Raw genomic sequence first — 21914 nt, forward strand, 5'->3', positions numbered from 1 at the left:
CCGCGTCAGTCTCAATAAAAAGCTAAGGTTCACGTAACCTGAAGTCCGGGTTTGGACTGAAATTGAATCCTCCTAACATGCAGGTTAAAAGCGAGGTACGATGTAAATTCATTTTTTATGCCGCCACTCGACAAAAGGCTGCGCATCTGCGAAAATCAGGTTGTCGAGAGGATGAGCATTCAGCCTCGTGAATTTATAGTGGGCCGATTTTACTGATTTTGGCCAAAATGGCTACTTTTAGCCCCATCTATAACTCCAAAAGTATCTGTTTACGAGCTATTTGCATTCATGAGACAGGCTCTACCTATGGATAAACGACTTCTCGCCGGCACCGTCCTGACTTACGCCTACAACCATTGGCTGAGCAACTGCCCGTCGCGGCGGGTTCGCCGGGCGTTCCTTCGATGCTACCTGGGAGATATGAGACACGGAACTGGAGTGCAAATGGGCTGCAAGTTTCTCAATGCCCGGAAAGTCCATCTGGGCGAACGCAATGTGATCAACTTCGGCTGCCTGTTCGATGGTCGCAAATTCGTGATTCGCACCGGCAGTGATGTCTCCATCGGCCCCGAAGCCAGCATCCTCACCCTCGGCCACGACCCCCAATCCCCCGACTTCGCCGACCGAGGCGGCGACGTCATCATCGGAAACCGCGTCTGGATCGGCTATCGCGCGATCATCCTGCCCGGCGTCAACATCGGTGAGGGCGCCGTGGTGGCGGCGGGTTCAGTGGTTTCGCGTGATGTCGAGCCATACTCCATTGTTGCAGGAATTCCCGCACGGTATGTCAAAAACCGCGAGCGGAATCTAGTCTATCTTTCGTCTCATAACCCCTGGTTGATATAGTCAAAACTAGTCTCTTATCGATCTGGCGATAAGCTATATGGTATGCCAAACAGTTCCGTATTGCATTGTGCAGCGACGAGATATCAACACTTTACCGCACAAAAATCTTTATGAACGCCAGCCCTGTTATCGACGGCTTTAAATATAGACCCGAAATTGATGGACTTCGTGCATTAGCTGTGCTTGCGGTCATTCTCTTTCATGCTGGCTTAGGATTAGGTGGTGGCTATGTGGGTGTAGACGTATTTTTTGTTATTTCTGGCTATTTAATCACCTCCCTTATTCTTAGGGAATTGCAGATCGGAAAATTTCGACTTATCGTCTTCTTGGAAAGGCGTTTAAGGCGCATTATGCCTGCTGCTGTAGTTGCTATTTTTGTTACGCTCGTTAGTGGGTCATTCCTACTACTGCCCTCGGATCTTGAAGACTTAGGTTATTCCGCGATAAGTCAGATCATCTTCAGCGCAAACATTTATTTTTATAAAACGACCAACTACTTTGCGGTAGCATCTGAGGAGATACCGCTCCTCCACACTTGGTCTCTCGCAGTTGAAGAGCAGTTCTATTTGATTTTTCCATTGGTTTTAATGACCACCTTCAAGGTTGCCGCGTTGCGTAGGAGAGGACCACTCTTGGCTATTTTTTGTTTTGGGTTCCTGTGGAGCTTGGCGATTTGTGTATGGGGAACCCAACACTATTCAACTTTTACGTTTTTTATGCTTCTTACAAGAGCCTGGGAGTTGCTGCTCGGCGCTATTGTTGCTGTTCTTCCACGCCTTCATGCCCGTGCTAATTTTGCGCTTGTCATGGATAGCATGGCCTTGGTGGGCTTGTGTGCCATTGTATCTGCTTGCATTGTTTTTAACTCAAACACGCCTTTTCCCGGAATCGCCGCACTCATACCGTGCGTAGGTGCAGCGGTGTTCATCTACGCTACTGGCCATCAGACGGCACCAACCCTAGTTTCGCGCGTCATGTCCATGCGCCCACTTGTTTTTATCGGGCTCATTTCTTACTCACTCTATCTTTTGCATTGGCCGTTGTTCGCTTTCACGTCTTACTGGACATTGAATCAGGCTCCTTTGGAAATTCGTCTAGCCCTCGTTTTGATTGCCTTCGCTTTGGCATGGTTGTCCTACCGTTATGTGGAAACACCATTTCGGCGGAAGAGTATAGGAGCTACGAGGCGTGAGCTATTTAAATATGCAATCAGCGGACACCTTGCGTGTTTAGCTATTGGAGTCGCGGCGATCATGAATGTAAATTACCAGAGCTGGCTGTCGCCAGAGCTTCTGGCAATCGACTCAGCAAGAATTGAGTCGAGAGCTGTTTTAGCCAACAGAACTACATTGTCTGATGCTAAAGCTGGTCAATTACAACGGTTGGGACCGCCCGAACCAGCGCCGGTATCCTTACTCGTTTGGGGCGATAGTTTGGCACGTGTAATCCTCCCTCCAATTCTGGCTCGGGCGGCTGCAAACGAAACCGCCATCCTGAGTGTCTGGTATTCTGGATCTCCTCCTGTGCGCAACTATGTGCCAGCCTCTGAATTTTCACTTGGTCGGGATGCTCCAGAGTTCTCCGAAGCTGTGATAGCGAGCGTCAAGCAAAAGAAGATTCCTAATGTTCTCTTAGCGGGATGGTGGAGCGAATACTTGCGCACGGCGAAAACAAATGGAGAAAAGGAGGCATTTCTAAATTCACTGCTTGATACAGTAAAAGCCCTGCGAACGGAAGGAGCTAAAGTATGGCTATTGCAGGAAGTGCCTCACCATCAAGAAGACCCGCTCAAAGCGCTACGCATTCGGAAGTTCCTCGGGCCGCATTATGTAGCGGCAGACTGGCAAGCAACGAGCCAATCCCACGCAAAATCGTGCGCTTTGTTGCGAGAAAACGCTGCACGCTTTGCGCAGGCCGGTGCCACAATAATTGATGCGTCCAATTATCTGTTCAATAATGATCAAGGCGTTTTCAAAGCTGAACACAATGGTCTTCCTCTTTACTATGATCGCATCCATTTAACGAACGGCGGAGCAGAACTAATTGGCGATTCATTCAACGTTATTTTCGAAAAGTCTATATCAAGTACCCGATAGCCTGCATTAAACTTACGATCCTACCATTGCACAGCAAAACTTGATTGACTCAAGCATACAGCTATAGGCTGAGAAATTGACCCTTGCGGAGGGTTCGCAAGGAGTTTTTGCGACGATACCTGAGAACAATGAGACATCAAACTAGATTAGAGTCTATCCCGCAGGTGCAATCAATTGGCATATAGCGAGTAGCGTAAAAACAAAGAGGCCTGAACCGGGAGTAAATCCTGGTTTGAGCCAAAAAACAGCGTCTATGATTGGGTGTGAATCGAAACCAAAGGACCGTTGCCCCGCAAATTGCCTTTACAAATCAAATAATGACCCATTTCTCTCGTGATTCTCAGTAAGTTCACACACGTTTTCAACTAATGAGAAATCGATTAATATATTATTGTGAATTCTCAATCGGAGGTATTGCTCGAAACTCGATTGAGCAAGCAACCGCGATCGCGCGCAGGCAAGTGGAGGTCTTGTTCCTGTGCCCAAATGATTGGAATCCCGAGATCAAGACTGAAAATCTACGGGTAGTCTCCTGCCTCAATCCTGGACCGAAACATGGCCAATACCCGAAAATTGTCAGCCGAATATTCAACGTTCAAAAGATTCTTTGCAATGCAATTATACTTTCTTATTACATATGGAAAAATAAAGCGAACACAGTCATGTTTGGTTGTTTTTCCGAATATTTGGCTCCCGTCTGGGTTCCGATGATCAAGTTGTTTACCAAGCGAGATGTCGTTTTCGGTGCGATGGCGCTTGATCCAGTCAGAGATTATGTGGTGGGTCCGCTTTGGTGGCACCGATGGTCGATTGCCACGGCCTATTCCCTCTTCGGCGAGATATTTCTGCACAAGGAAATTGAGCTGGATACTGTTCGCCCGGTATCCGGACAACGGGTCACCGTCATTCCACATGGCCCCTACGAGTATCCGCCATGGCCGGATGCTTTAGCCAGCACTCGAAAAGAATGGGGGATACCGAACGATGCCAAAGTTTTTATTTCATTCGGCCATCTTAGAACCAATAAGAACCTGATTCTGATTTTTGAGGCGATGAAAGAACTCCCTGAGAATGTTTTTTTGTTAGTTGTCGGCAGTGAGGCAGCGCCTGGTCAAATGACTTCGAGCGGTTATCGAAACGCCGCCAGAAAAGCTGGAGTTGCTGAACGGGTTCGCTTTATCATACGCTATGTGGGAGACGAAGAGGTCAATAGGTTTTTTGGCGCCGCAGACTATGCAATAATGGCCTACTCAAAGTCCTTCCGCTCAACAAGTGGTATTCTACATATCGCTGCTCCATTACGCTTGCCCGTGCTGGTATCATGTGGTGATGCTCCGCTCGGATCAATGGTCGAAAACTACCACCTTGGCATTCGAATCACGCCTGATTCCGTCGATGAAATTGCCTCTGGCATGTACAAACTAGTCAGCGAGAATTTTCAGGGCGACTGGGATCGTTTTGAAGCAGACTTTAGTTACGACGAAAACGCTCGAATTGTTATCGCCAGAATGTTCGATTAACGGGCTAATAATTTAAATGATATGAAAATATGTATATTTGGTCTAGGATATGTCGGTTCAGTAACAGCAGCTTGCCTAACAGAGCGAGGACATCACGTCATCGGTGTCGACCCACAATTGGAAAAGGTAAATGCGATTAATAGCGGCAGATCGCCGATTGTGGAGCCCTTTTTAGAAGAGCTACTTGCTGCAGCGAAAAGTGCCAAACGCCTTTCGGCGACGAGCGATGTTCAATCAGCCATAGCAGCAACCGATGTCTCCATCGTATGTGTAGGCACGCCATCACTGGAATCTGGCGGACTCGATCTAAGGTTTGTGCGCCAAGTTTGTCGCGAAATCGCAGATGCTTTGATTCACAAAGATACGCCACACTTACTCCTTCTGCGTAGCACAATGCTTCCGGGAAGTACGCGAAGCTTGCTTGAATCCACCCTTAAGCCCGTATTTGAAAAGGGAAATCTTGAACTTGTTTTTTGCCCTGAATTTCTACGTGAAGGATCTGCAGTTGTAGATTTTCGCAACCCCTCATTAACGGTACTTGGCTCGATGGATGGCTCAGAAGTTCCTTCTGCCGCGTCGTTGTTCGGAGAGTGTCAATGGCTTGCATGGGAGGGAGCAGAGTTGGTTAAATACGCCTGTAATTACTGGCATGCGCTTAAAGTTGGCTTTGCAAACGAAGTCGGTCGTGTTAGCAAAAGGATAGGAGTCGATGGCCGAGAATTAATGAAAATCGTGTGCTCTGACTCTGTACTCAATATTTCCAAATACTACATGAAGCCGGGAAATCCGTTTGGCGGTTCATGTCTGCCGAAAGACGTTTCAGCGCTTAATTGCTTTGCCGCTGAAAACGGTCTGATTCTGCCGTTGCTGGATTCGGTTATACCGTCAAATCGGGCGCATACCGACCAATTGCGTGCGCTAGTTTCAGCAGGTGGGCGTGGCACTGTTCTTATCCTCGGGCTATCATTTAAGAAAGATACCGACGACCTAAGAAACAGCCCGATGGTAGCGCTCGCTGAGGGTCTGTTGAGCGATGGCCGTGATGTAAAAATATTCGACCCCCATTTAAGTGCAAGAGATCTTGTGGGGGCTAATCTCGCACAAATCACCCGCCGGATGCCTCATCTAACAAAATTGCTTGTATCTGACATAGCCGGGGAACTCCGAATTGCTGATGTGATTGTAGCCGCTCAACCTGTCGTACCTCTAGACACCTTGCGCGATAATGTAGGCCATGACGCCACAGTCATCGACATAAATGGCTGGGATGGCCTAGATAGCCTGCCCTGCATATATAAAGGTCTTTGTTGGTAGCGGCTTTAAAGTGGATTTTTACATCGAACTTAATCATCATTGCCGAGAGTCACCTCTCGAATCATGGTGGCAACTTCTTATCTTGTCCATGGAATGCTTATGGCAGGCCCTTAGCTAAAATCTTTATCCAGTAAGACATAGAGTGTAAAACGGGATTGAAACGTAAATAAAAGGATTAGAAAACCGGTTCTGATAAGAACTTTAACATGTCGCCACTGTCGGTTCAACCAATTCGATCAATCTATCAAATCGATCGTGTAACAAAATAGTTAGGATCCTGAATTTCGATAATTTGCGGCAGACGTTACATTTTACATTCTAATTTCAACATAAAAACTCTCTACCACAGTCCCGCCCACGAAGGTGGCTTGTGTGAATACGCATTGCATCAAGGCGAAGCGCTGGCGGCGGTCGCAGGTGTCGAATTACAATGGCAAGCTCCAAAAGGTGTCTCCGGACCGACAGGAGCGCAGTCGTTTGTCCCCCTTCCCATACCGGTCACACGCCCCGGCCGCCCGCGCTGGCAGCGTTTATGGGATTTTCTTGCTTGGATTCTCGCCACAAACCTGGCCTTGGATCGGGCGATTGCGGAGCAACGTCCGGACGCAGTGTTGTTACCCGGTTGGTCGGAATACTTCGCGCCGCTGTGGGCATGGCAGTTGCGCCGGTGGCGTCGCAGGGGCGTGCGTTTCGGCGCCGTGATTCATGATCCGGTGCGGTCCCACCAGGTCGGTCCTCTCTGGTGGCATCGTTGGTCCATGGCGCAGGCTTATTCATTTCTGGATGTAGCTTTTGTACACGAGCCCATTAAACTTGAAACGGGATCCAGATGCTTTCCGGCTTTGCAGACCGTGGTGATACCGCACGGGATATATCATTTTGGGAGCGCTCGCCAATCACGCCTCGCAGCACGCGAGCGTTTGGGGCTGCCGGGGGGAAAGCCGGTTTTTCTGAGTTTCGGGCACATCCGTGATGGCAAGAATCTGGATCTTTTTTTTCAGGCGATGGAACGCTTTCCCGAAGTGCATCTGATTGTGGCGGGCAAGGAGCAATCGAGCGGGCAGCGGCCAGTGGCGTATTATCAGCAATTGGCAGAGCGGTTGGGAGTAGCCGCACGGGTCCGCTGGGAAGTGCGCTACATCGAGGAAAACGAAGTCGGGCTGTTTTTTGATGCGGCGGACTTCCTTTTGCTCACGTATTCTGCGGATTTCAGGTCCGCCAGCGGGGTGCTGGCGGCCGCGGCTCACTTTAAGAAGACCGTGCTTGCGTCTTCAGGCGCTGGTCCTCTGCAAAACGACGTGCGGGCCTTCGCCCTCGGCGAGTGGGTCGAACCGGACTCTCAACGAAGCTTGGAAGTCGGTCTTGCTCGCTTACTCGCGTCGCCGCTTTCACCGAATTGGGCGGGATATTGCGAGGCGCATTCATGGGAGCGGAATGCGGCTTTGGTTTCACAACATCTCGTAGCGGATAAGGCGGTTCAAAGCGGCAGCGCGGCGTGCAAATCAACAGAGGCGGAAAGTTAAGAGTCGGATGCACACAAAAGATTCGAGGGTTGATGATGCTGGCAGGGCTGCTGATTGGCTTTGTCTTCAGTTGGGGTCGCGGGAGCACTATGCGATTCCGCGGGTTTTGGCGAAACAGGAACGCCTGGCCGGATTGCTCACGGATACGTGGATCCCGCGTTGGGTGGCACCGGCGGTTCGTCGGTTTCATCCGAGTTTAGGGCAGCGTCGACATGACGGGATATCCGATCAGCACGTGAGGGCCGCCACGTGCGGGCGTTTGGTACAGGACGTCCGCTATCGGCTGCGCCGACTGGATCCGTGGGACTCGATCCTGGCCCGCAACGACTGGTTTCAAGCTTGGACCGTGCGGCAGCTGGCTACGTGGCGGCAGGCAGCCGACGCGTCCGTGTGCTTTTCTTACAGCTACACCGCGCGGTTGCCATTTAGGGAGGCCAAGCGCCGGGGCATGCAGTGCGTCCTGGGGCAAATCGACCCGGGCCCCTTGGAGTCGGTCGTAGTCGCAGAATCGACGGCGGATTATGCGGGGTGGGCCTTGCCGGGGGCGGCGGAACCGCCGGCACGCTATTGGGACGCCTGGCGGGAAGAGGTCGAGTTAGCTGACTTGATTTTGGTCAACTCCTCTTGGTCGGCCGACCTGCTGGCCCGCGCCGGCGTCTCCCTGAATAAGATCGCCGAAGTGCCGCTGGCTCACGAAGGAGGGCAGCGAGCTGCCCGTCCTCGCCGATGCTTGCCTGCCACCGGTAGGGCTTCGGCGGATTCGACTCGACGTACCACGTCTGGCGAAGAGGAAAGACGACCGAGGATGGACGGGCGAGATATGGTCGTCCTCTTTCTTGGGCAGGTGATTCTGCGGAAGGGGGTAGGGCAGCTCTTCGAGGCGGTGCGGCTGTTGGAGGGCCACCCAATCCGGTTCGTTTTCGCGGGACCGCTGGGGGTGCAGGTCCCTGCGTGGATCCGGAGCAACCCCCAGGTCGAATTCACGGGACCAGTGGACCGTGAGGAAGCTGCGCGTCTATATCGTAGCAGTGACGTATTTGTTTTGCCGACGCTATCGGACGGTTTTGCCCTCACTCAACTCGAGGCGCAGGCACACGGATTGCCGGTGATCGCTTCAAGTTCCTGTGGACGTGTTGTTAACGATGGCGTGAATGGCTTGATTCTGGCAGAGGTGACGCCTCAGGCCATCGCTGAGGCCTTGCGACGGTTGGCTCAAGAACCCGAGTTGCTGGAACGCCTGCAACGTAACTCCCGGATGGACGAAGCCTTTTCGTTGAATGCGTTGGGCCACAAATTGAGTAAGATTGAAAGTCGCCTGAAACGGTAAGGCGTGACCACGGAATCACGGAACGGGTGTAGGCAAAACGCCCTCGTCCCGCGTGTTGGTGAGGCGGATCGACTGGCCCGGCCTGAACGGCACGGGGGCGTGCTGACTACATCTAGATCACGGAAACGGCACGAGGGCGTGCCCGCTACATTTCATTTTCTGCGAGCACGATTCGCGGATCGATTTTGACACCTCCCGCCGGATGGCGACCTACTAAGTTTTTTATGTTTTTGAGTGCTTCTTTGGTGTTGCTCCTCTTGGGCACTTTCTTGCCTCCGGGCATTGCGGGCACCGGCACCTTGGTTGCCGCGCAAGCTGTCTTGTTGATTGGGTTTATCGCGGAGAGGCACGTCACTGCCGTGGGCGCGTTTTTGTTCATGTCGTTTCTGTTTTTCGGTATGCGACCGCTGTATCTCGTGATCGAAGGAGATACGGATTTGCTCGTCGGTTTGTTTCGGACCGGCGACTCACTCGAAATTCGGCATGTGGCCTTGGCATGGGCCGCAGCCGGCCTCTGGCTGTTGGCGGCGGGTTGCCACGTGCAGCGACAGCTAGGCGGGTGGCAGATCTCCTCATTACTGAAGCACTCGGCCCGCCCCATGTTGACGGCCCGCTACGCTTTATTACGTCCCCAAGCTTATCGAGCGGCCCTGGTGATCCAAGGCGTGGCACTGGCATTGATCATGGTCATCAGCACCGGGGGGCGCGGCATCTACAGTAGCGGCTTGGGGGCCTATGTCTGGGACATTCCCATGGTGCTGCAGGGTCTCCAACTTTTTGGTGTTGCGGTAGCCGCTGAGCGCTGGCGTACCCAGAGAACCACCCAAGGTCGCAATTCCTTAGGCCTAGCGTTGGCAATGCTCACGCTCACAGCTTGGTATGCTCGCGACGTAACTCTCTTTCGCGGTGCTTACATCACCCCGCTAATGGCGGCGGGCTTCTGCCTTATGTTTCGCTTTAAGGGACGGGTTAGCTACGCTTGGTTGATATTGCCCATTGTGTTACTGCTGCCCATTTTTCGCACGTTAGGACAAAACCGAAATGTAGGCAATGTCGAGTTCGGATCGGTGGTTATGAATAAAATAGCAGACGCGCTCAGTCCTTCCAGTTATTGGACTTTTTTCGAAGCGGGGGGCGATATAAATATTTTCGATACTTTTATTGCAGCGATTCAGTATGAACCGGTTTACAAACCCTATATCCTATCATGGATCTACCCACCGTTTCACATTATCCCCCGGGCGATTTGGTCCGGAAAACCCGACGCGGGAATATTGCAGGATTTGAGCTATACCAATGGTGCTCCTTATAGTCCCGGCCTTGTGGGCTTCTTTTGGGGGGACGGTGGTCCGTTGTGGATGCTGGGAAGTATGTTCGTATTGGGCGGATTGCTTTCGTGGGTGGACATGAAGGTGTTGCGCCTGGCCCCAGGGTATCTCAAAATATGCACCTATGCCATCGTGGTGGTAAACGCGCTCTACCTGACTCGCTTCTTCTTGTGGCAGTCGCTTTGGCAGACCTTTTATTTTTTAGTTCCGTGCTGGCTAATCGCCCGCTACGTGGTGAGGCAGCGAACGGGACCGCCGACGGGCAGCCCCATCATGCCCTTGAGTAGACCGGCGAGCGGAGATCGGTTGCGGCAGTCAAACAACCAAGCACGAAGGCGCGGGCGGGGCCAAGCGGGCCGGTGAATGAGATATCGTGGTGGTCGATCCTTGGATTCGAAAACCCGAGGCAAGGCGTAGATCGGAAGTGTTCGAGAAGGAGGGAGGTTTGGTAGGCGCGGTTTACTGTTCTCAGACCTAACCCGGCGGAGCCGGAAATCCTAAATTTCAAGCGACCAAATCCCAAGAATCAGAGCGCCCCAGAGGCACCGTTTTTCGTCGAGACCGGGGAATTATCGTCTCAAATATGATCGTTGGTCACGAGTGAGGGACTAAATCGACGACTCCGTTACAAAAGTGATAATGTTGAGGGACGCGGCTTGATGGAAATGAAAACCAGGACCTGTCTGGCGAGGCCACGAAATGTCGGGCGTAAAGCCCAACCCACAATTGGATTACGTAGCTTGGCCTGTGGGTCGGGCTTTATGCCTGACGTGGTTTCAATTGAGCAAGCTCTGCCTCGATTCGAGCGATCATTAGATTCGGTTTCGGCTCTTTCACAGACTCGATCAAATGGACAGGGGCATAGGAAATGAACAAATTATCGGAGTCACTGCTCGACGACAGTCAGGGCGATCAAAGATTGGGCAAGGTCTGCTTGGTATGGGATCAATTCGGCCCTTATCATGCCGCACGATTGCAGGCCTTGCAGCAGGTGATGGGGCGCGATGAGGTGGTGGGGGTGCAGATAGCCGATGCGACCTCTACGTACGATTGGAACGCGCCCACGGGCCTTGAAGTTGTGACCTTGTTTCCGGGCAACGTGGTGGAGCAGACGAGTGCTTGGGCCATCTTTCACCGGTTTCGGCGTTTTCTGATCGAACATGAAATCAGGGTGGCTTTTTTGCCCAGCTACTGGCCGGCGCGGAGTTTAGCTTTATTACTCGCCGGGGGGATATCCGGGGTGCGGTTGGTGATGATGAATGAGAGCCACGCGGGCACCGCGCAGGCTTCCGGTTGGCAGCGTTGGATCAAGCGACGGTTGTTGGGGTTTTTTCAAGCGGCCTTGGTGGGAGGCGAGCCTCACCGGCGACATTTCATAACGGAGGGCATGCGACCCGAGTCGATCTTTACGGGCTACGATGCCGTGGATAACCCCTATTATGCAGACCGTACCGACGTTTGGCGGTCGAAGGGCCGGCCGGCCGGGCTGCCGCGGCGCTACCTACTCAGCTTGGGGCGTTTTGTGGCTAAGAAAAACCTTTCCGCGCTCATCCAGGCCTACGCGGCCGCCTTTGTGGGAGCGCTGGAGCCACCCGCACTGGTGATGGTTGGCTCCGGTGAGGAGCAACTCAAACTGGTCGAGCTTGCGACGCAATGCGGAGTATCGGTGGTCCAAGCGCAGGAGGTCGATCTTGAGCAGGATTGCGTTGAAGCACGGAACGGCCCCGTGGTCTATTTTTATGGCTTTCGTCAAATCCAAGAGAGCGCTCTGTTCTATGCCTTCGCCGACATTTTTGTCCTGCCCAGTCTTTATGAAGAGTGGGGCTTGGTGGTAAACGAGGCCATGGCCTGCGGCTTGCCGGTCTTGGTCTCAAAGTCGGTGGGTTGCGCGGAGGATCTCGTCGAGTTTGGAGGCAATGGATATACGTTCGATCCCGCTAACGCTTTGGAACTCGCCGAAAAACTGCGTTTGGTATGCGACGACCATGAGTTGCGTGAACGCATGGGCCAACGCTCGCGCGCGCTCGTCGCACGCTGGGGCTGCGACAATTTTGCCCGGCAGGCAGTAAAGGCGGCGAGATATGCGTGTATATGACGGCTTTGAAGACGCCTACGGTGCCTTCAAAGGTCGAAGGTCTGAAAGTCGAAGGTGGAAAAGTCGAGTCCGGCGGCTTTGCCGCATATCGGTCGCAAACCGGCACGGGGGCGTTCCGACAACATTTGGATTGATGGACAATTATGAAAAAGGGCCTTTCTCCGCCTAAGGAATATTTTCCGTTGCTGGATCTTTTGCGCGGTCCGGCGGCGTTACTGGTCTTTCTCGAACACTGGCGTAATTTATTCTTCGTTGACTTTGTCGACCTGGAACAGCCGGGGATGCTCCTTAAACTGTTTTATCTGGCGACCGGGGCGGGCCACCAGGCCGTCATGGTTTTCTTCGTATTGAGTGGCTGTGTGATTGCCCACGTCGTCTTTACTTCTCATCAGCGCTCGAGTTGGAGTGAATATCGCTACCTTCTGGCGCGCGTCACGAGACTTTGGGTGGTTTTGATTCCCGCGCTGTTACTCACCGCCTTTTGGGATTGGGCGGGAATGCGGAACGCGGGTGGCGGGGCGTCCATCTATGATGGGACAGGCTTCGGCCATATTCTTTCAACTCCGCTGGCGGAAGTGACTTCACCGGGGATATTCTTGGGTAATTTGTTGTTCTTACAGAAGGTGTTTGTCCCGACCTTTGGGTCAAACGGTCCGTTATGGTCAATTTCCTACGAGTTTATCTACTACTTGGTCTACCCCGCTTTGATTACGGTGAGGCTAGCCTCTCAAACTGCGATCAAACGCACGGGAGCAGCCTTATTTGCGCTGGGCCTATTGGCGGTGGCGGGCGGGCAAATTGCGGCTCATTTTCCGGTCTGGCTGGCGGGAGCGGGAGCCTACTATTTATTTAGGCGGCGGAAAATTGCATCGCCGGTCGCATTGTGGAGCTTTGGGCTTGGTTTGGTCGCGTTGGCGGGAGTTATTGCGACCAGCAGGACGGGGTTTGACATTCCCGGGATTGATTGGTCGTGGATCATTTGTTTGATCACGGCCGTGGGCGTATTCTTCGGATTGCAGGCGCAACTTTCCCCGAAGACGATCCGCCTCGTGCGTCCGATGTATCATCTATCGGCGATCTCATATTCCTTATATCTTTTACACACGCCTCTTTTTGTTTTTATAGCCTCGCTCTTTTTTCGTTCCAATCGCGATAGGTGGATTCCGGACTTGTGGCATCTAGCCATAGCGACGTTGATCGCGGTGATCGTTTTCGGTTACTGTGTTTTGATTTGGAGTTTCACCGAACGTAAAACGGATAGGTTGCGTCGCTGGTTGGTGAATGTCGGCGTGATCAAACCTGTTGTCGTCCAAACGGGAACGAACTCTGCCGACGGATGAATCGGCGGATCATTGTGGTCATCGGTATAGCGGCACTGCTTGCGTTAGGTTTTATTCTCACTGCGGATCTGCGGCCCGGCATCTGGCTGCGGGACCGAATGGCTGGGATTGCGGTGGAGCATCCAGCGGGTGAGTCCATTGTGCAGCAACGCCCCGGAAGTCATCACGTGACTTTCGAAGGCACTCTGGGTTTAGGTTGTGTTGGTGTAGAGGGATTTACCCGCTCATCCGATCGGGATGAAGGGTATCCGGCCCGAAACGATTGGACACCCGGCGTGACAAATTGGGGGAAGTTTCGGGTGGAACTTCCGATGGAAGTTGGCTGGAACTCTGTTTGGCTGAGGACAAAATTTAGGGATCATCAGACCATCGATGTTAGTCGGGTGGCGGTGGGAGAGCTTTTTATCGTCGCGGGACAATCTAACGCGGCGGGGGCTTCAGACGCTCTTTTTACCACCGAGTCGAATCACGTTCGAAGGGGAACCCTAAATTCCGCCGGAACCTTGGTGTGGGGACGGGGGGATGATCCCCAGACGCCGTTCTCCGGCGGATCGCCCTGGCCATTGGTAGGGGATGCGTTGGTCGATAAGCTGAGTCGCCCGATCGGTTTCATCAATGTGGCCGAAGGAGGAAGCTCCATCCTTGATTGGAATGAGGAGGGACGATTATTTCAGCGGCTGGTGGCCGCGCTGAACGCGACCCGACCGCACTACGTCCGTGCGATCCTTTGGGCTCAGGGTGAGAGCGACAGCGAGCTGTCCAGTGAGCAATACCGTCGCCATCTGAGTGAGCTCATCGCGAACGTAGATCGCGCCTTGGAAAGGGGCTTATCCGTCCCGTGGTTGGTAGCGGTCAGCACGCAGAAGGGGAATCAGTCGTTTCATGCGGTCAGGCGGGCGCAGGAATCGGTCATAGCGAGTGGGGCGGCGCTACCGGGGCCCGATACCGATTCGCTTGGGCGGGAATTCAGAGCACGGGACGGAACTCATTTTAATCAGGAAGGAACCATCAGGCTGGCCTCACTTTGGACGACATCGATTTGGGAAAACCTTTTTAGGGAAACGATGGCACCGGAAAAACCCGGAGCGGAGGGTTCGCCGGGTGAAATATAGTTTGGGGTCTTGCTTGCGAGGACCGCACCCACCACGCGGCGGTATTCGCAAGCGAACACCCTACCATGAGTTCCGACAACTTGTAGGATCGTTGCTCGTTCCGACGCTGACTCAGCGAATAATCCGGTATTACTGTCTACTAGTCGGTGGTGGTTGAGATGAATTATTTACAACGACTGTTCTGCATTGCATCCGCTACTGGTGCATTGATTTTGATTTCCTGACCATGCGGCATCTGCACTTTGTTCAATCGATCGAACCTCTGCAAGGCGGGGGGTTGGGGCGATCCGCGTTGGATTTGCATTTGGCGCTGCTGGAGCGAGGGGTCGTATCAAGGCTTTTGGCCACTCGTGAGAAGCGTTTTATGGTGGAGTGGCCGGAAACGGTGCAGGGCCGCCGCAAGGGGATCTCCAAGGCCTATTATTCTCCGGAGATTGCGGGGCTTCTCGGGGCGGAGGTAAGGTGCGTGGATGTCGTGCACGGTCACGGATTCTATACGGCCCTGAACTGGATGGTCGGTGGCGCAGCCCATAAGTTAAAGCTGCCCTTGGTCTATCATCCGCATGGAATGCTCGATCCGTGGATTCTGAAGCGATCCCGGGTTAAAAAACGGTTCGTACGTTGGTGGTTTGAAGACCGTAATTTTCGCGCGGTTCGCTGTTGGCGAGCGCTCACCAGCAAGGAAGCGGATCAAATCCGCGCCGCAGGTCACAAGGGCGCGATCGAGGTCGTGCCGAATGGCGTCGACCCGGCGGCATTAACGCCATCAACGCTCCCTCGATCGTCACGGGATGGACGGAAGCGGATTTTGTTCTTGGCTCGGCTACATCCCAAAAAAGGAGCGGCGCTGCTAGTGGAGGCGTGGGCGAAATTGGCAACTCGGTTTCCGGATTGGGAAATCGCCATTCACGGTCCGGACGAGGGCGGGCACGCGGCTGAAATAGCTGCCGCCATTAAACGATTTGGATTAGGGGCAACTTGCCAACTGCATGTCGGTGCCGTGCGTGATGAAAAATGGACGCTTTTCGACGCTGCGGATATTTTCGTGCTTCCTTCCTACTCAGAGGGATTTCCGGTGGCCGTGCTGGAGGCTGCAGCGCGCGGACGTCCGGTTGTGATGACCACGGAGTGCAATTTTCCAGAATTGGGGACGGCGGGTGGAGCGTGGATTTGTCGACCGGAGGCATCGGAGCTCGGGGCGAGTTTGGAGGCGGCTATGAATGCGAGCGATACCGAACGGCGTCAAAGAGGTGAAATTGGGCGGAAGCTGATTCAGCAGTCTTACACCTGGGACCGGCTCGCGGAGAAAGTGGATGAGGCCTGTCGGTTGCATTGCTGATGTTCGAGTGAGCCCACGCTGTCGGTTGCCGCGCTTGCTTTTCCGCTGGGGGGCTTTGATCTGAGCATTATGACAACTCGGGTTCGCAATGATCATTTTGACCCAAGTTTGGGATTGGAACGGGGGCGCGGTAAGGCAATCGAGATACTTTGGTATAGTGTTAAGTGTATCTTCTTTTTGGCGGCCTTGCCGTGGCCATCGCGGCTGAAGTCGATTTTACTGAGATGCTTTGGCGCGAAGATCGGACGGGGGGTCGTGATCAAGCCTCGCGTTAATATCCACTTTCCGTGGAAATTGGTGATCGGTGATCATGCGTGGATCGGTGAGGAGGTATTTATTCTCAATTTTGAACGGGTGACCATCCGCGCTCACGCCTGTGTGTCCCAACGTGCTTTTTTATGCACGGGAAACCATGATTTCAGGGATCCTACCATGCCTTTCCGTAATCGTCCCATTGTCATCGGAGACGGGGTGTGGGTAGGCGCACAGGTTTTCGTGGCACCCGGGATTACATTGGGAGAGGAGGCCATCGCAACGGCTGGCAGCGTCGTGGTGCGGGATCTACCGCCGGCGATGGTGTGCAGTGGCAATCCATGTGGTCCGATCAAGCCGCGGTGGAAGGTTAACCGAGCGGGGCGATCCTTGGGTCTCGAAGAAAAGTAGTGGCTGGGTCCCGGAAGGATCTAAACACAAAGGCGCGGAGAATCGGAGAGACCACGTTGAACCTTACAGAAGTCAACGAAGGGCGCGAAGTCGGATTCCAATCGCGTGCCGGGTGGGTGCGGGTGAGAACTTGGATGTTAACGCCAAGGAGCGAAGGGGCAAAGGGAGAGAACGAGAAAGATTACGATGTCGTAGCAACAAGGGAGCGTGCTATCTGGCGGCCACTCCACTGGGGCGGTATTCGCAAGCGAACACCCTACATCCATCCGGCCTCCGCGCCTTGGCGGCTTGACGGTAAGCGTCCGTTCTACCGCGTATGCGGAAGGGGTTGACGCTCAGGCCGCGGGTTTCCAGTCGCGCGGGGTAAGTTTGGCGGCAGCGACTTGGTGATTGGTCATGCCGGGCAGGCGATGGAGCACGTCGTTGAGGTAAGCGAGAGGTTCGACGTTATGGCGGCGGCAGCATTCGAGGATGGTGTAGATGATCGCAGCGCGCTTGCCCGCACCGGGGTGCCCAATGAACAACCAGTTCTTGGCCCCGAGTTTGGTGGGGCGGATGGCTTGTTCGGTGAGGTTGTTGTCGATGCGCGTTTGCCCGTGCTGCACGTATGCGGTCAGCTTGCTCCACTGGGATCGGGCGTAACCGATGGCATCAGCGATGGCGGTTCTGGGCATGTGCGTGTCGATATCTTCGTCCAATGACTGCCTGATCTGTGCGAGGACTGGCACACTGCGTTCGGCCCGGATCTCCGCGACCTGCGCCACGCTCGCCTCGGCCGGCAATGACGCTTCGATCGCGTAGAGATCGCGGATGAGCACCAAGTAATGCGCCGCCCCGGATTCACCGGCTTGGTAGGCGTCGTAGAACCGTCGACGCGCGTGCGCCCAGCATCCGAGTTGCGTGATCTCGCGACCCTCGCTCACCCGGTCGTAGACTTGGTAGCCGTCGCTTTGCAGCAGACCGGTAAACTCGCACACGATGGCCTCGGCCGCGGCTTTACCCCGGCCCAGCGACCAATCAAAGCACAGGTCTCCTCCTGGATGTCCATAAACCCAGAGGTAACCGCGGCTACTTTGTCCTTTGCGATCCGGGTCAAGATAACGGATCGGCGTCTCATCGATCTGCAAGTAGTCGCCTCCGATCAATCCCTGCCGGATCGAGTGGTAGATGATTAACAGCCAGTTCTCGATGGCGTATCCGGTCCAGTCGCACAGGCGCTGACGCGGTAGCTTCACGCCGAAGCGTTGCTTGAAGCTTTTCTCCAATCGGTAGAGAGGAAGGTGGTCCACATATTTGGCCACCAAGAGGAACGCGATCAAACCGGCGGCGGGTAGTCCGCCCGGGATCACCCGGGCCGGTAGCGGCGCAATGAAGGGCGCCGCTGCGGCTTGCCCCTTGCGTTTAAACTTCGGTCGCACGATCCGGCGACGGATCACCTTCATCGGCTGGACATCGAGTTCTTCGGTCACTTCTTCACCGATGCGCTCGTAGGCCTCCGGTTCGGCCCGCACCTCCTCCGGGATGATTTCCTCGGTGATCGTCTCCAGGTCTTCGGGCAGTCGGGCCTGCGACTCCTCCGCCTGAGGTCGACGGCGGGCGTAGCCAATCACCTCCTTGGGCACCTCCTCCTGCTGCGCGCGTTCCCGCTCCATCTCGTCGAGAGCCAAGTTCAACTGCGCCTCGCTGACCTGCTCACCCCGCGACTGTCCGAACAGCTTGCGTTTCAGGGCCTCCAACTGGCGCTGCATGTAAGCCATCTCCGCATTGAGCGCCTTTAGCTCCGTGCCTAATACATGGTTTTCTTGCTCCAGTCGTTCGCATTCAAGACGCAGAACCTGCGCCTCATCATCCTCCTGAAGATCGGTTGGTGGATTAACTGTCGCCACTATACGGATACAGTATCCGGCCTCCCGCTATTGGCCAGCCAAAGTGCGCTTTAGACGTAACTTTTTCACGTCTCCACCCGCGATCAGCCACGCAAGTTCATCACGCGTCAGCCGCTCCTGACCGTCCGGACTTTCCGGCCACGCAAACCGCCGGTGATGCAGACGTCGCGTGCCGCACCAAACACCCGTCGCATCGACGACGAGGAACTTCAGCAGGCCTCTTGACCGGTTTGAAAACACGTAAAGCGCTTCCGGCTCCGGCCGGCCCACCAACGTCCGCAAGCTGTTCGCTCCTTTGCGCAAATCCACCACGCCGCCATACACGTAAATCTGTTCCGCTTCGATTCGAGCCATCCCGCCACTCTACCAACCCGAAGCCCTCCCGACTACCACGTGCTAGGACGGACGCTTACGCTTGACGACTTAGCGTAAAAAATTCTGATCCCTGATACTGCTCGATTCCAACTGACTGACATTTGGGTTTTCAATCTCAATCACGGTCGGTAGGGTGCGCGGGCGGACCATGATGACCAGGGAGCGGATGTCGATGGTTGCGAGTCGGTTAGATGATGATGTTGAGGTGGCATCGGTGTCCGGGGGACTTCCTCCTTTGTCAAGACTGCCGCGGATCACCCGGGAAGCTCGTGAGAAGAACATGGGGGTGAAGTTGGGGGCGGCTTCGAGATAGTTTTGAGATTTGGCCTTTGCGTGTAGGCGAGGGATAACCGTCCAGAGGGTTCCGTCGGCGTCGCGGAAGTTGATGTCGAATTCTTCGATGCGGTTCTCGGCGGTTGCCGATGCGGGAAGGGGCGAAGGTTCCAGCTTCGTCCCGCCTTGCGGGACTTCTGCGGACATGCTGGTTTGTCGTGGTAAGACGAGTCGGTATTTGAAGCTTAAAGCGGCGTTCTGGGCTAATCTTAAGTCGGCGGGGAAGGGGAGTTCGATTTCTGCGGGGCGGAGAGACTCGGAGGGAAGATCATTGACCGTGATGAGCCAGCTGTTGGGAGTTTCTTCAATATTTACACCCGGAGTGGTGAGCCAGCGTTTTGCAGTCGGGTGCTGCGTGAGCTGCGCTTCCCCATCGGCGAGCGGGCGGGCGAGTTGATCGGCGCGGGACTTGGCATTGTCGGCGGCACTGAAATCGAAGCTTTCGAGTCGCTCGAAACGGAATGCGGCGGGACTGGGATACAGCTGGGTGGCAAGGAGGGAGACTGCCGGTCTCTTGATCTTAACGTGTGAAGGTGTGAAGGAGTGAAGTTGCGAGGGGGCGTCCTCCTTCGCTGAAGCCCCCGCCGTAACCGAGTTTAAGGCGGGCGATTTGGCGGATTCGTCCGGGTGTTTTTCGTCAGGCGAAATGGAATCGGTCACTTTGGATTTCCAAGTCGCTACGAAGCGATGCGCGCGGAAGTTATCGTTGGGCAGCGTCGCAGTGAATTCAAGTCCGCGGCGCTCCATGGGGGCGAGGGTGATAGGGGGCGATTCGAATCCTGTTTCGAGGTCGGAAAGTCTGGTTGTTTTTGGAATGAAGTCGGTGATCGGAGGTGAGGTCGGCAGGGCTCCCTTACTAATCTGGTCTTTTACTGACGCTTCGACAGGCACGGCCATCTGGGGGGCGATGGATTCGGTTTTCCCTTGGGCTAGAAGAAACTCTAGCGCCGGCGTTATGGCGTAGATTTTGCCTTGGTTGGTGGCGATAATTGGGGTGTAAGCGTGAGGCCAATTCCGCTGGGTGGGCGGGCGGATTGACGAGCGGGCGGTGTCGGGACGGCGGTAGGGGATTGGTTTTTGCGTCGGTTCGCTTGTCGAAGATTTTATAAGCGCGGGCCTAGGGTCATATCTTCGAGTTGAGGATTGTGAGTCCGAGTCCTCTGTTGAAGCGTCAGCAAGCTGACGGCCTACCAAGGTGATCGTGCCGGCACCTAGCGAAAGAGAAAGGTTTCCGGTGACGGGGTTGTCGCTGAAGTTGTAGAGGATGATTTGGAAAGACCCTGTACTTGTTTGTTTTTCAAGGGAAGGAGACGGGAGCGTTAAATTACTGTTCTCAGGGGAGGCGAACGACGCAGAAGTCGTGCCTCGGTGGTTTACGCGCCGCAGGACATGCCCGTTGTAGCGTTTGATGGTTCGCGAGTCTTCACCAGCGATGAAGTCGAGAACGATCGGGTTCAAACTTTCGGTTTCAAGGCGTTTTAGCAGGGGCGAAAGGAGAGGACCACGGTCGGAACGTTTCTCTTTCGTCCCGCCCGGCGGGACTTCGGTGGACAAGGACGGTGAGCTGTGAGAAGGGATTGTATCACGATCCTGAGTTCGCGGGGCAGAGTCTGGGCCACTGCCGGAAGTTTGACGTTTAGATTCTCGCAGGAACGCGTCAGGGACTTCTGCTAGGAGTCCGAATTCGTTGATGCCTCTTTCATAATACGGCATGAAAACGAAGGCCATGGCTCCAGTGATGGTGCCATCGGTGATGAAGGGCATCGTCAGCTCAAAGAAACGCTTTTGGCGCTCTCGACCTTCGACGGTATGGCGGTCGAAACGATCAAGAAGTCCGTAGCCGTATTCCGTCAGAAAAACCGGGAGGGGCGTTATTTTAGGTGGAAGTTCCAAAATCCAATTATCAAGTTCCAAGTTCTTTTCGGACTTAAAGTCGTCTAATCTTGGGTGGCTGGTGGCATGGCGCAGAGCCTCGATCCAGGCGTCGCGGACGCCACAAAAGTCTTCTGGGTAGCCATAGTAGTGGTAGTTGAAGGCTTCGGTATAACGCAACGTATCATTGGCGACGAGTTCGTCCCAATAGGGGCCGGGAGGTAGGGCCATGGGCGAATGCATGACGGCCGAATCTCCAGATTCGGTCGAAGTAACAAAGTTCAAGTTTTCAAGTAACAGGTCGGAGGCCGGAGCTTTGGAGGTCTTAGCATCCCGGTGGCTTTGCGTTAAGATCGTCAGGTTTTCCTCGCGTCCGGCGATGATGCCGCGACTACAGGCCTTGTAGAATGCGGCGAATGTTTCGGCGTTTTCGGGGATGAACCCAATGTCCGGCTCGTTCTCGATTTCCCAGGCGTCAATGAGATCACCGTAGGTGCGGGCGAGCGCCCGACATCGTTCGAAGCTCTCCCGTAAGTCGAGCGGGAGCTTGGCCGGCTGGGAACGCATGCCCATATTCCAGGACGAGGTCAGCCATCCGAGTTTGGCCACCAACCTATGACCGCGCGTACGCATAGCCATGAGAGCGGAACGACGCTCACGGATGGAAACGAGGTGAGGGGCGTCGGCCCACGGCCGTGACTCAATGCCCTCGAGGGTCGTGACTGCTGACGTAGCCATCCCCCGGACCCGAATCCAAGTACCGTCGTTACCCTCCATCCCTGCGTCATGCAGAACGCTCTCGGTTCGTTCGGGCGACCAGCCGGTGTCAAATCCCAATGGATTCGCTCCCGTGGCCGAAGGACCTATTGCAACGCAAAGCGCCAAAATACTAACGCGTAGCGATTGGAAGCGGAGGTTCATGTGGGCACGGGGAGACAAAACTCC

The 21914-nt window shown here is 54.5% G+C and carries 15 protein-coding genes; 12 read left to right on the forward strand and 3 right to left on the reverse strand.

Annotated elements, in window-relative coordinates:
• The first annotated feature begins 306 nt into the window (after positions 1-306).
• The 12 genes from PXH66_RS05765 to PXH66_RS23100 all read left to right on the forward strand — a co-directional run bounded on the left by PXH66_RS05765 (position 307) and on the right by PXH66_RS23100 (position 16503).
• A complete protein-coding gene (locus tag PXH66_RS05765; RefSeq protein ID WP_330927844.1) occupies positions 307-846 on the forward strand; it encodes an acyltransferase in 540 nt (179 codons plus the stop codon).
• Between the two features lie 110 nt (positions 847-956).
• Positions 957-2942: an acyltransferase family protein gene (locus PXH66_RS05770; RefSeq protein ID WP_330927843.1), complete on the forward strand. Its 1986-nt coding sequence runs from the start codon at positions 957-959 to the stop codon at positions 2940-2942.
• 368 nt (positions 2943-3310) lie between these two features.
• A complete protein-coding gene (locus tag PXH66_RS05775; protein ID WP_330927842.1) occupies positions 3311-4462 on the forward strand; it encodes a glycosyltransferase in 1152 nt (383 codons plus the stop codon).
• A 21-nt stretch (positions 4463-4483) separates the two neighbouring features.
• Positions 4484-5776, forward strand: coding sequence for a nucleotide sugar dehydrogenase (locus PXH66_RS05780; RefSeq protein ID WP_330927841.1), 1293 nt, complete (start codon positions 4484-4486; stop codon positions 5774-5776).
• A 368-nt stretch (positions 5777-6144) separates the two neighbouring features.
• On the forward strand, positions 6145-7299 hold the full coding sequence (locus PXH66_RS05785) for a glycosyltransferase (RefSeq protein WP_330932266.1): 1155 nt from the start codon (positions 6145-6147) through the stop codon (positions 7297-7299).
• A gap of 7 nt (positions 7300-7306) precedes the next feature.
• Positions 7307-8626: a glycosyltransferase family 4 protein gene (locus tag PXH66_RS05790; protein WP_330927839.1), complete on the forward strand. Its 1320-nt coding sequence runs from the start codon at positions 7307-7309 to the stop codon at positions 8624-8626.
• A 224-nt stretch (positions 8627-8850) separates the two neighbouring features.
• Entirely contained in the window at positions 8851-10317 is a 1467-nt protein-coding gene (locus PXH66_RS05795; protein WP_330927838.1) for a hypothetical protein, read from the forward strand.
• A 505-nt stretch (positions 10318-10822) separates the two neighbouring features.
• A complete protein-coding gene (locus tag PXH66_RS05800; protein WP_330927837.1) occupies positions 10823-12049 on the forward strand; it encodes a glycosyltransferase family 4 protein in 1227 nt (408 codons plus the stop codon).
• A gap of 143 nt (positions 12050-12192) precedes the next feature.
• Entirely contained in the window at positions 12193-13389 is a 1197-nt protein-coding gene (locus PXH66_RS05805; RefSeq protein ID WP_330927836.1) for an acyltransferase family protein, read from the forward strand.
• The gene (locus PXH66_RS05810; protein WP_330927835.1) at positions 13386-14501 is read left to right on the forward strand and encodes a sialate O-acetylesterase; all 1116 of its coding nucleotides are present in this window, start codon (positions 13386-13388) and stop codon (positions 14499-14501) included. Before PXH66_RS05805 ends, PXH66_RS05810 begins: the two co-directional genes overlap by 4 nt.
• Positions 14502-14727: 226 nt before the next feature.
• Positions 14728-15840, forward strand: a complete 1113-nt coding sequence (locus PXH66_RS05815) for a glycosyltransferase (protein WP_330927834.1) — start codon at positions 14728-14730, stop codon at positions 15838-15840.
• Positions 15841-15909: 69 nt separating this feature from the next.
• Positions 15910-16503: a WcaF family extracellular polysaccharide biosynthesis acetyltransferase gene (locus tag PXH66_RS23100; protein WP_330927833.1), complete on the forward strand. Its 594-nt coding sequence runs from the start codon at positions 15910-15912 to the stop codon at positions 16501-16503.
• Between the two features lie 335 nt (positions 16504-16838).
• Here the strand turns inward: PXH66_RS23100 and tnpC are convergent, their stop codons facing one another.
• From tnpC to PXH66_RS05830, 3 genes are all read right to left on the reverse strand, one after another.
• Complete coding sequence (gene tnpC / locus PXH66_RS05820) at positions 16839-18389, reverse strand: IS66 family transposase (protein WP_330932267.1); 1551 nt, start codon at positions 18387-18389, stop codon at positions 16839-16841.
• A gap of 27 nt (positions 18390-18416) precedes the next feature.
• Positions 18417-18743, reverse strand: coding sequence for an IS66 family insertion sequence element accessory protein TnpB (tnpB, locus tag PXH66_RS05825; RefSeq protein ID WP_330932085.1), 327 nt, complete (start codon positions 18741-18743; stop codon positions 18417-18419).
• Between the two features lie 69 nt (positions 18744-18812).
• The gene (locus PXH66_RS05830; RefSeq protein ID WP_330932268.1) at positions 18813-21578 is read right to left on the reverse strand and encodes a hypothetical protein; all 2766 of its coding nucleotides are present in this window, start codon (positions 21576-21578) and stop codon (positions 18813-18815) included.
• Positions 21579-21914: the final 336 nt, after the last annotated feature.

The organism is Synoicihabitans lomoniglobus (genome assembly GCF_029023725.1).
Lineage (GTDB): Bacteria > Verrucomicrobiota > Verrucomicrobiia > Opitutales > Opitutaceae > Actomonas > Actomonas lomonigloba.

What these genes read in the sequence shown, in the direction of transcription:
- PXH66_RS23100 (WP_330927833.1), top strand. Translation starts at nt 15,910, where the DNA reads ATGACAACTCGGGTTCGCAATGATCATTTTGACCCAAGTTTGGGATTG.
- PXH66_RS05795 (WP_330927838.1), top strand. Translation starts at nt 8,851, where the DNA reads ATGTTTTTGAGTGCTTCTTTGGTGTTGCTCCTCTTGGGCACTTTCTTG.
- PXH66_RS05790 (WP_330927839.1), top strand. Translation starts at nt 7,307, where the DNA reads ATGCACACAAAAGATTCGAGGGTTGATGATGCTGGCAGGGCTGCTGAT.
- PXH66_RS05800 (WP_330927837.1), top strand. Translation starts at nt 10,823, where the DNA reads ATGAACAAATTATCGGAGTCACTGCTCGACGACAGTCAGGGCGATCAA.
- PXH66_RS05765 (WP_330927844.1), top strand. Translation starts at nt 307, where the DNA reads ATGGATAAACGACTTCTCGCCGGCACCGTCCTGACTTACGCCTACAAC.
- PXH66_RS05810 (WP_330927835.1), top strand. Translation starts at nt 13,386, where the DNA reads ATGAATCGGCGGATCATTGTGGTCATCGGTATAGCGGCACTGCTTGCG.
- PXH66_RS05805 (WP_330927836.1), top strand. Translation starts at nt 12,193, where the DNA reads ATGAAAAAGGGCCTTTCTCCGCCTAAGGAATATTTTCCGTTGCTGGAT.
- PXH66_RS05770 (WP_330927843.1), top strand. Translation starts at nt 957, where the DNA reads ATGAACGCCAGCCCTGTTATCGACGGCTTTAAATATAGACCCGAAATT.
- PXH66_RS05780 (WP_330927841.1), top strand. Translation starts at nt 4,484, where the DNA reads ATGAAAATATGTATATTTGGTCTAGGATATGTCGGTTCAGTAACAGCA.
- tnpB (WP_330932085.1), bottom strand. Translation starts at nt 18,743, where the DNA reads ATGGCTCGAATCGAAGCGGAACAGATTTACGTGTATGGCGGCGTGGTG.
- PXH66_RS05775 (WP_330927842.1), top strand. Translation starts at nt 3,311, where the DNA reads ATGAGAAATCGATTAATATATTATTGTGAATTCTCAATCGGAGGTATT.
- PXH66_RS05815 (WP_330927834.1), top strand. Translation starts at nt 14,728, where the DNA reads ATGCGGCATCTGCACTTTGTTCAATCGATCGAACCTCTGCAAGGCGGG.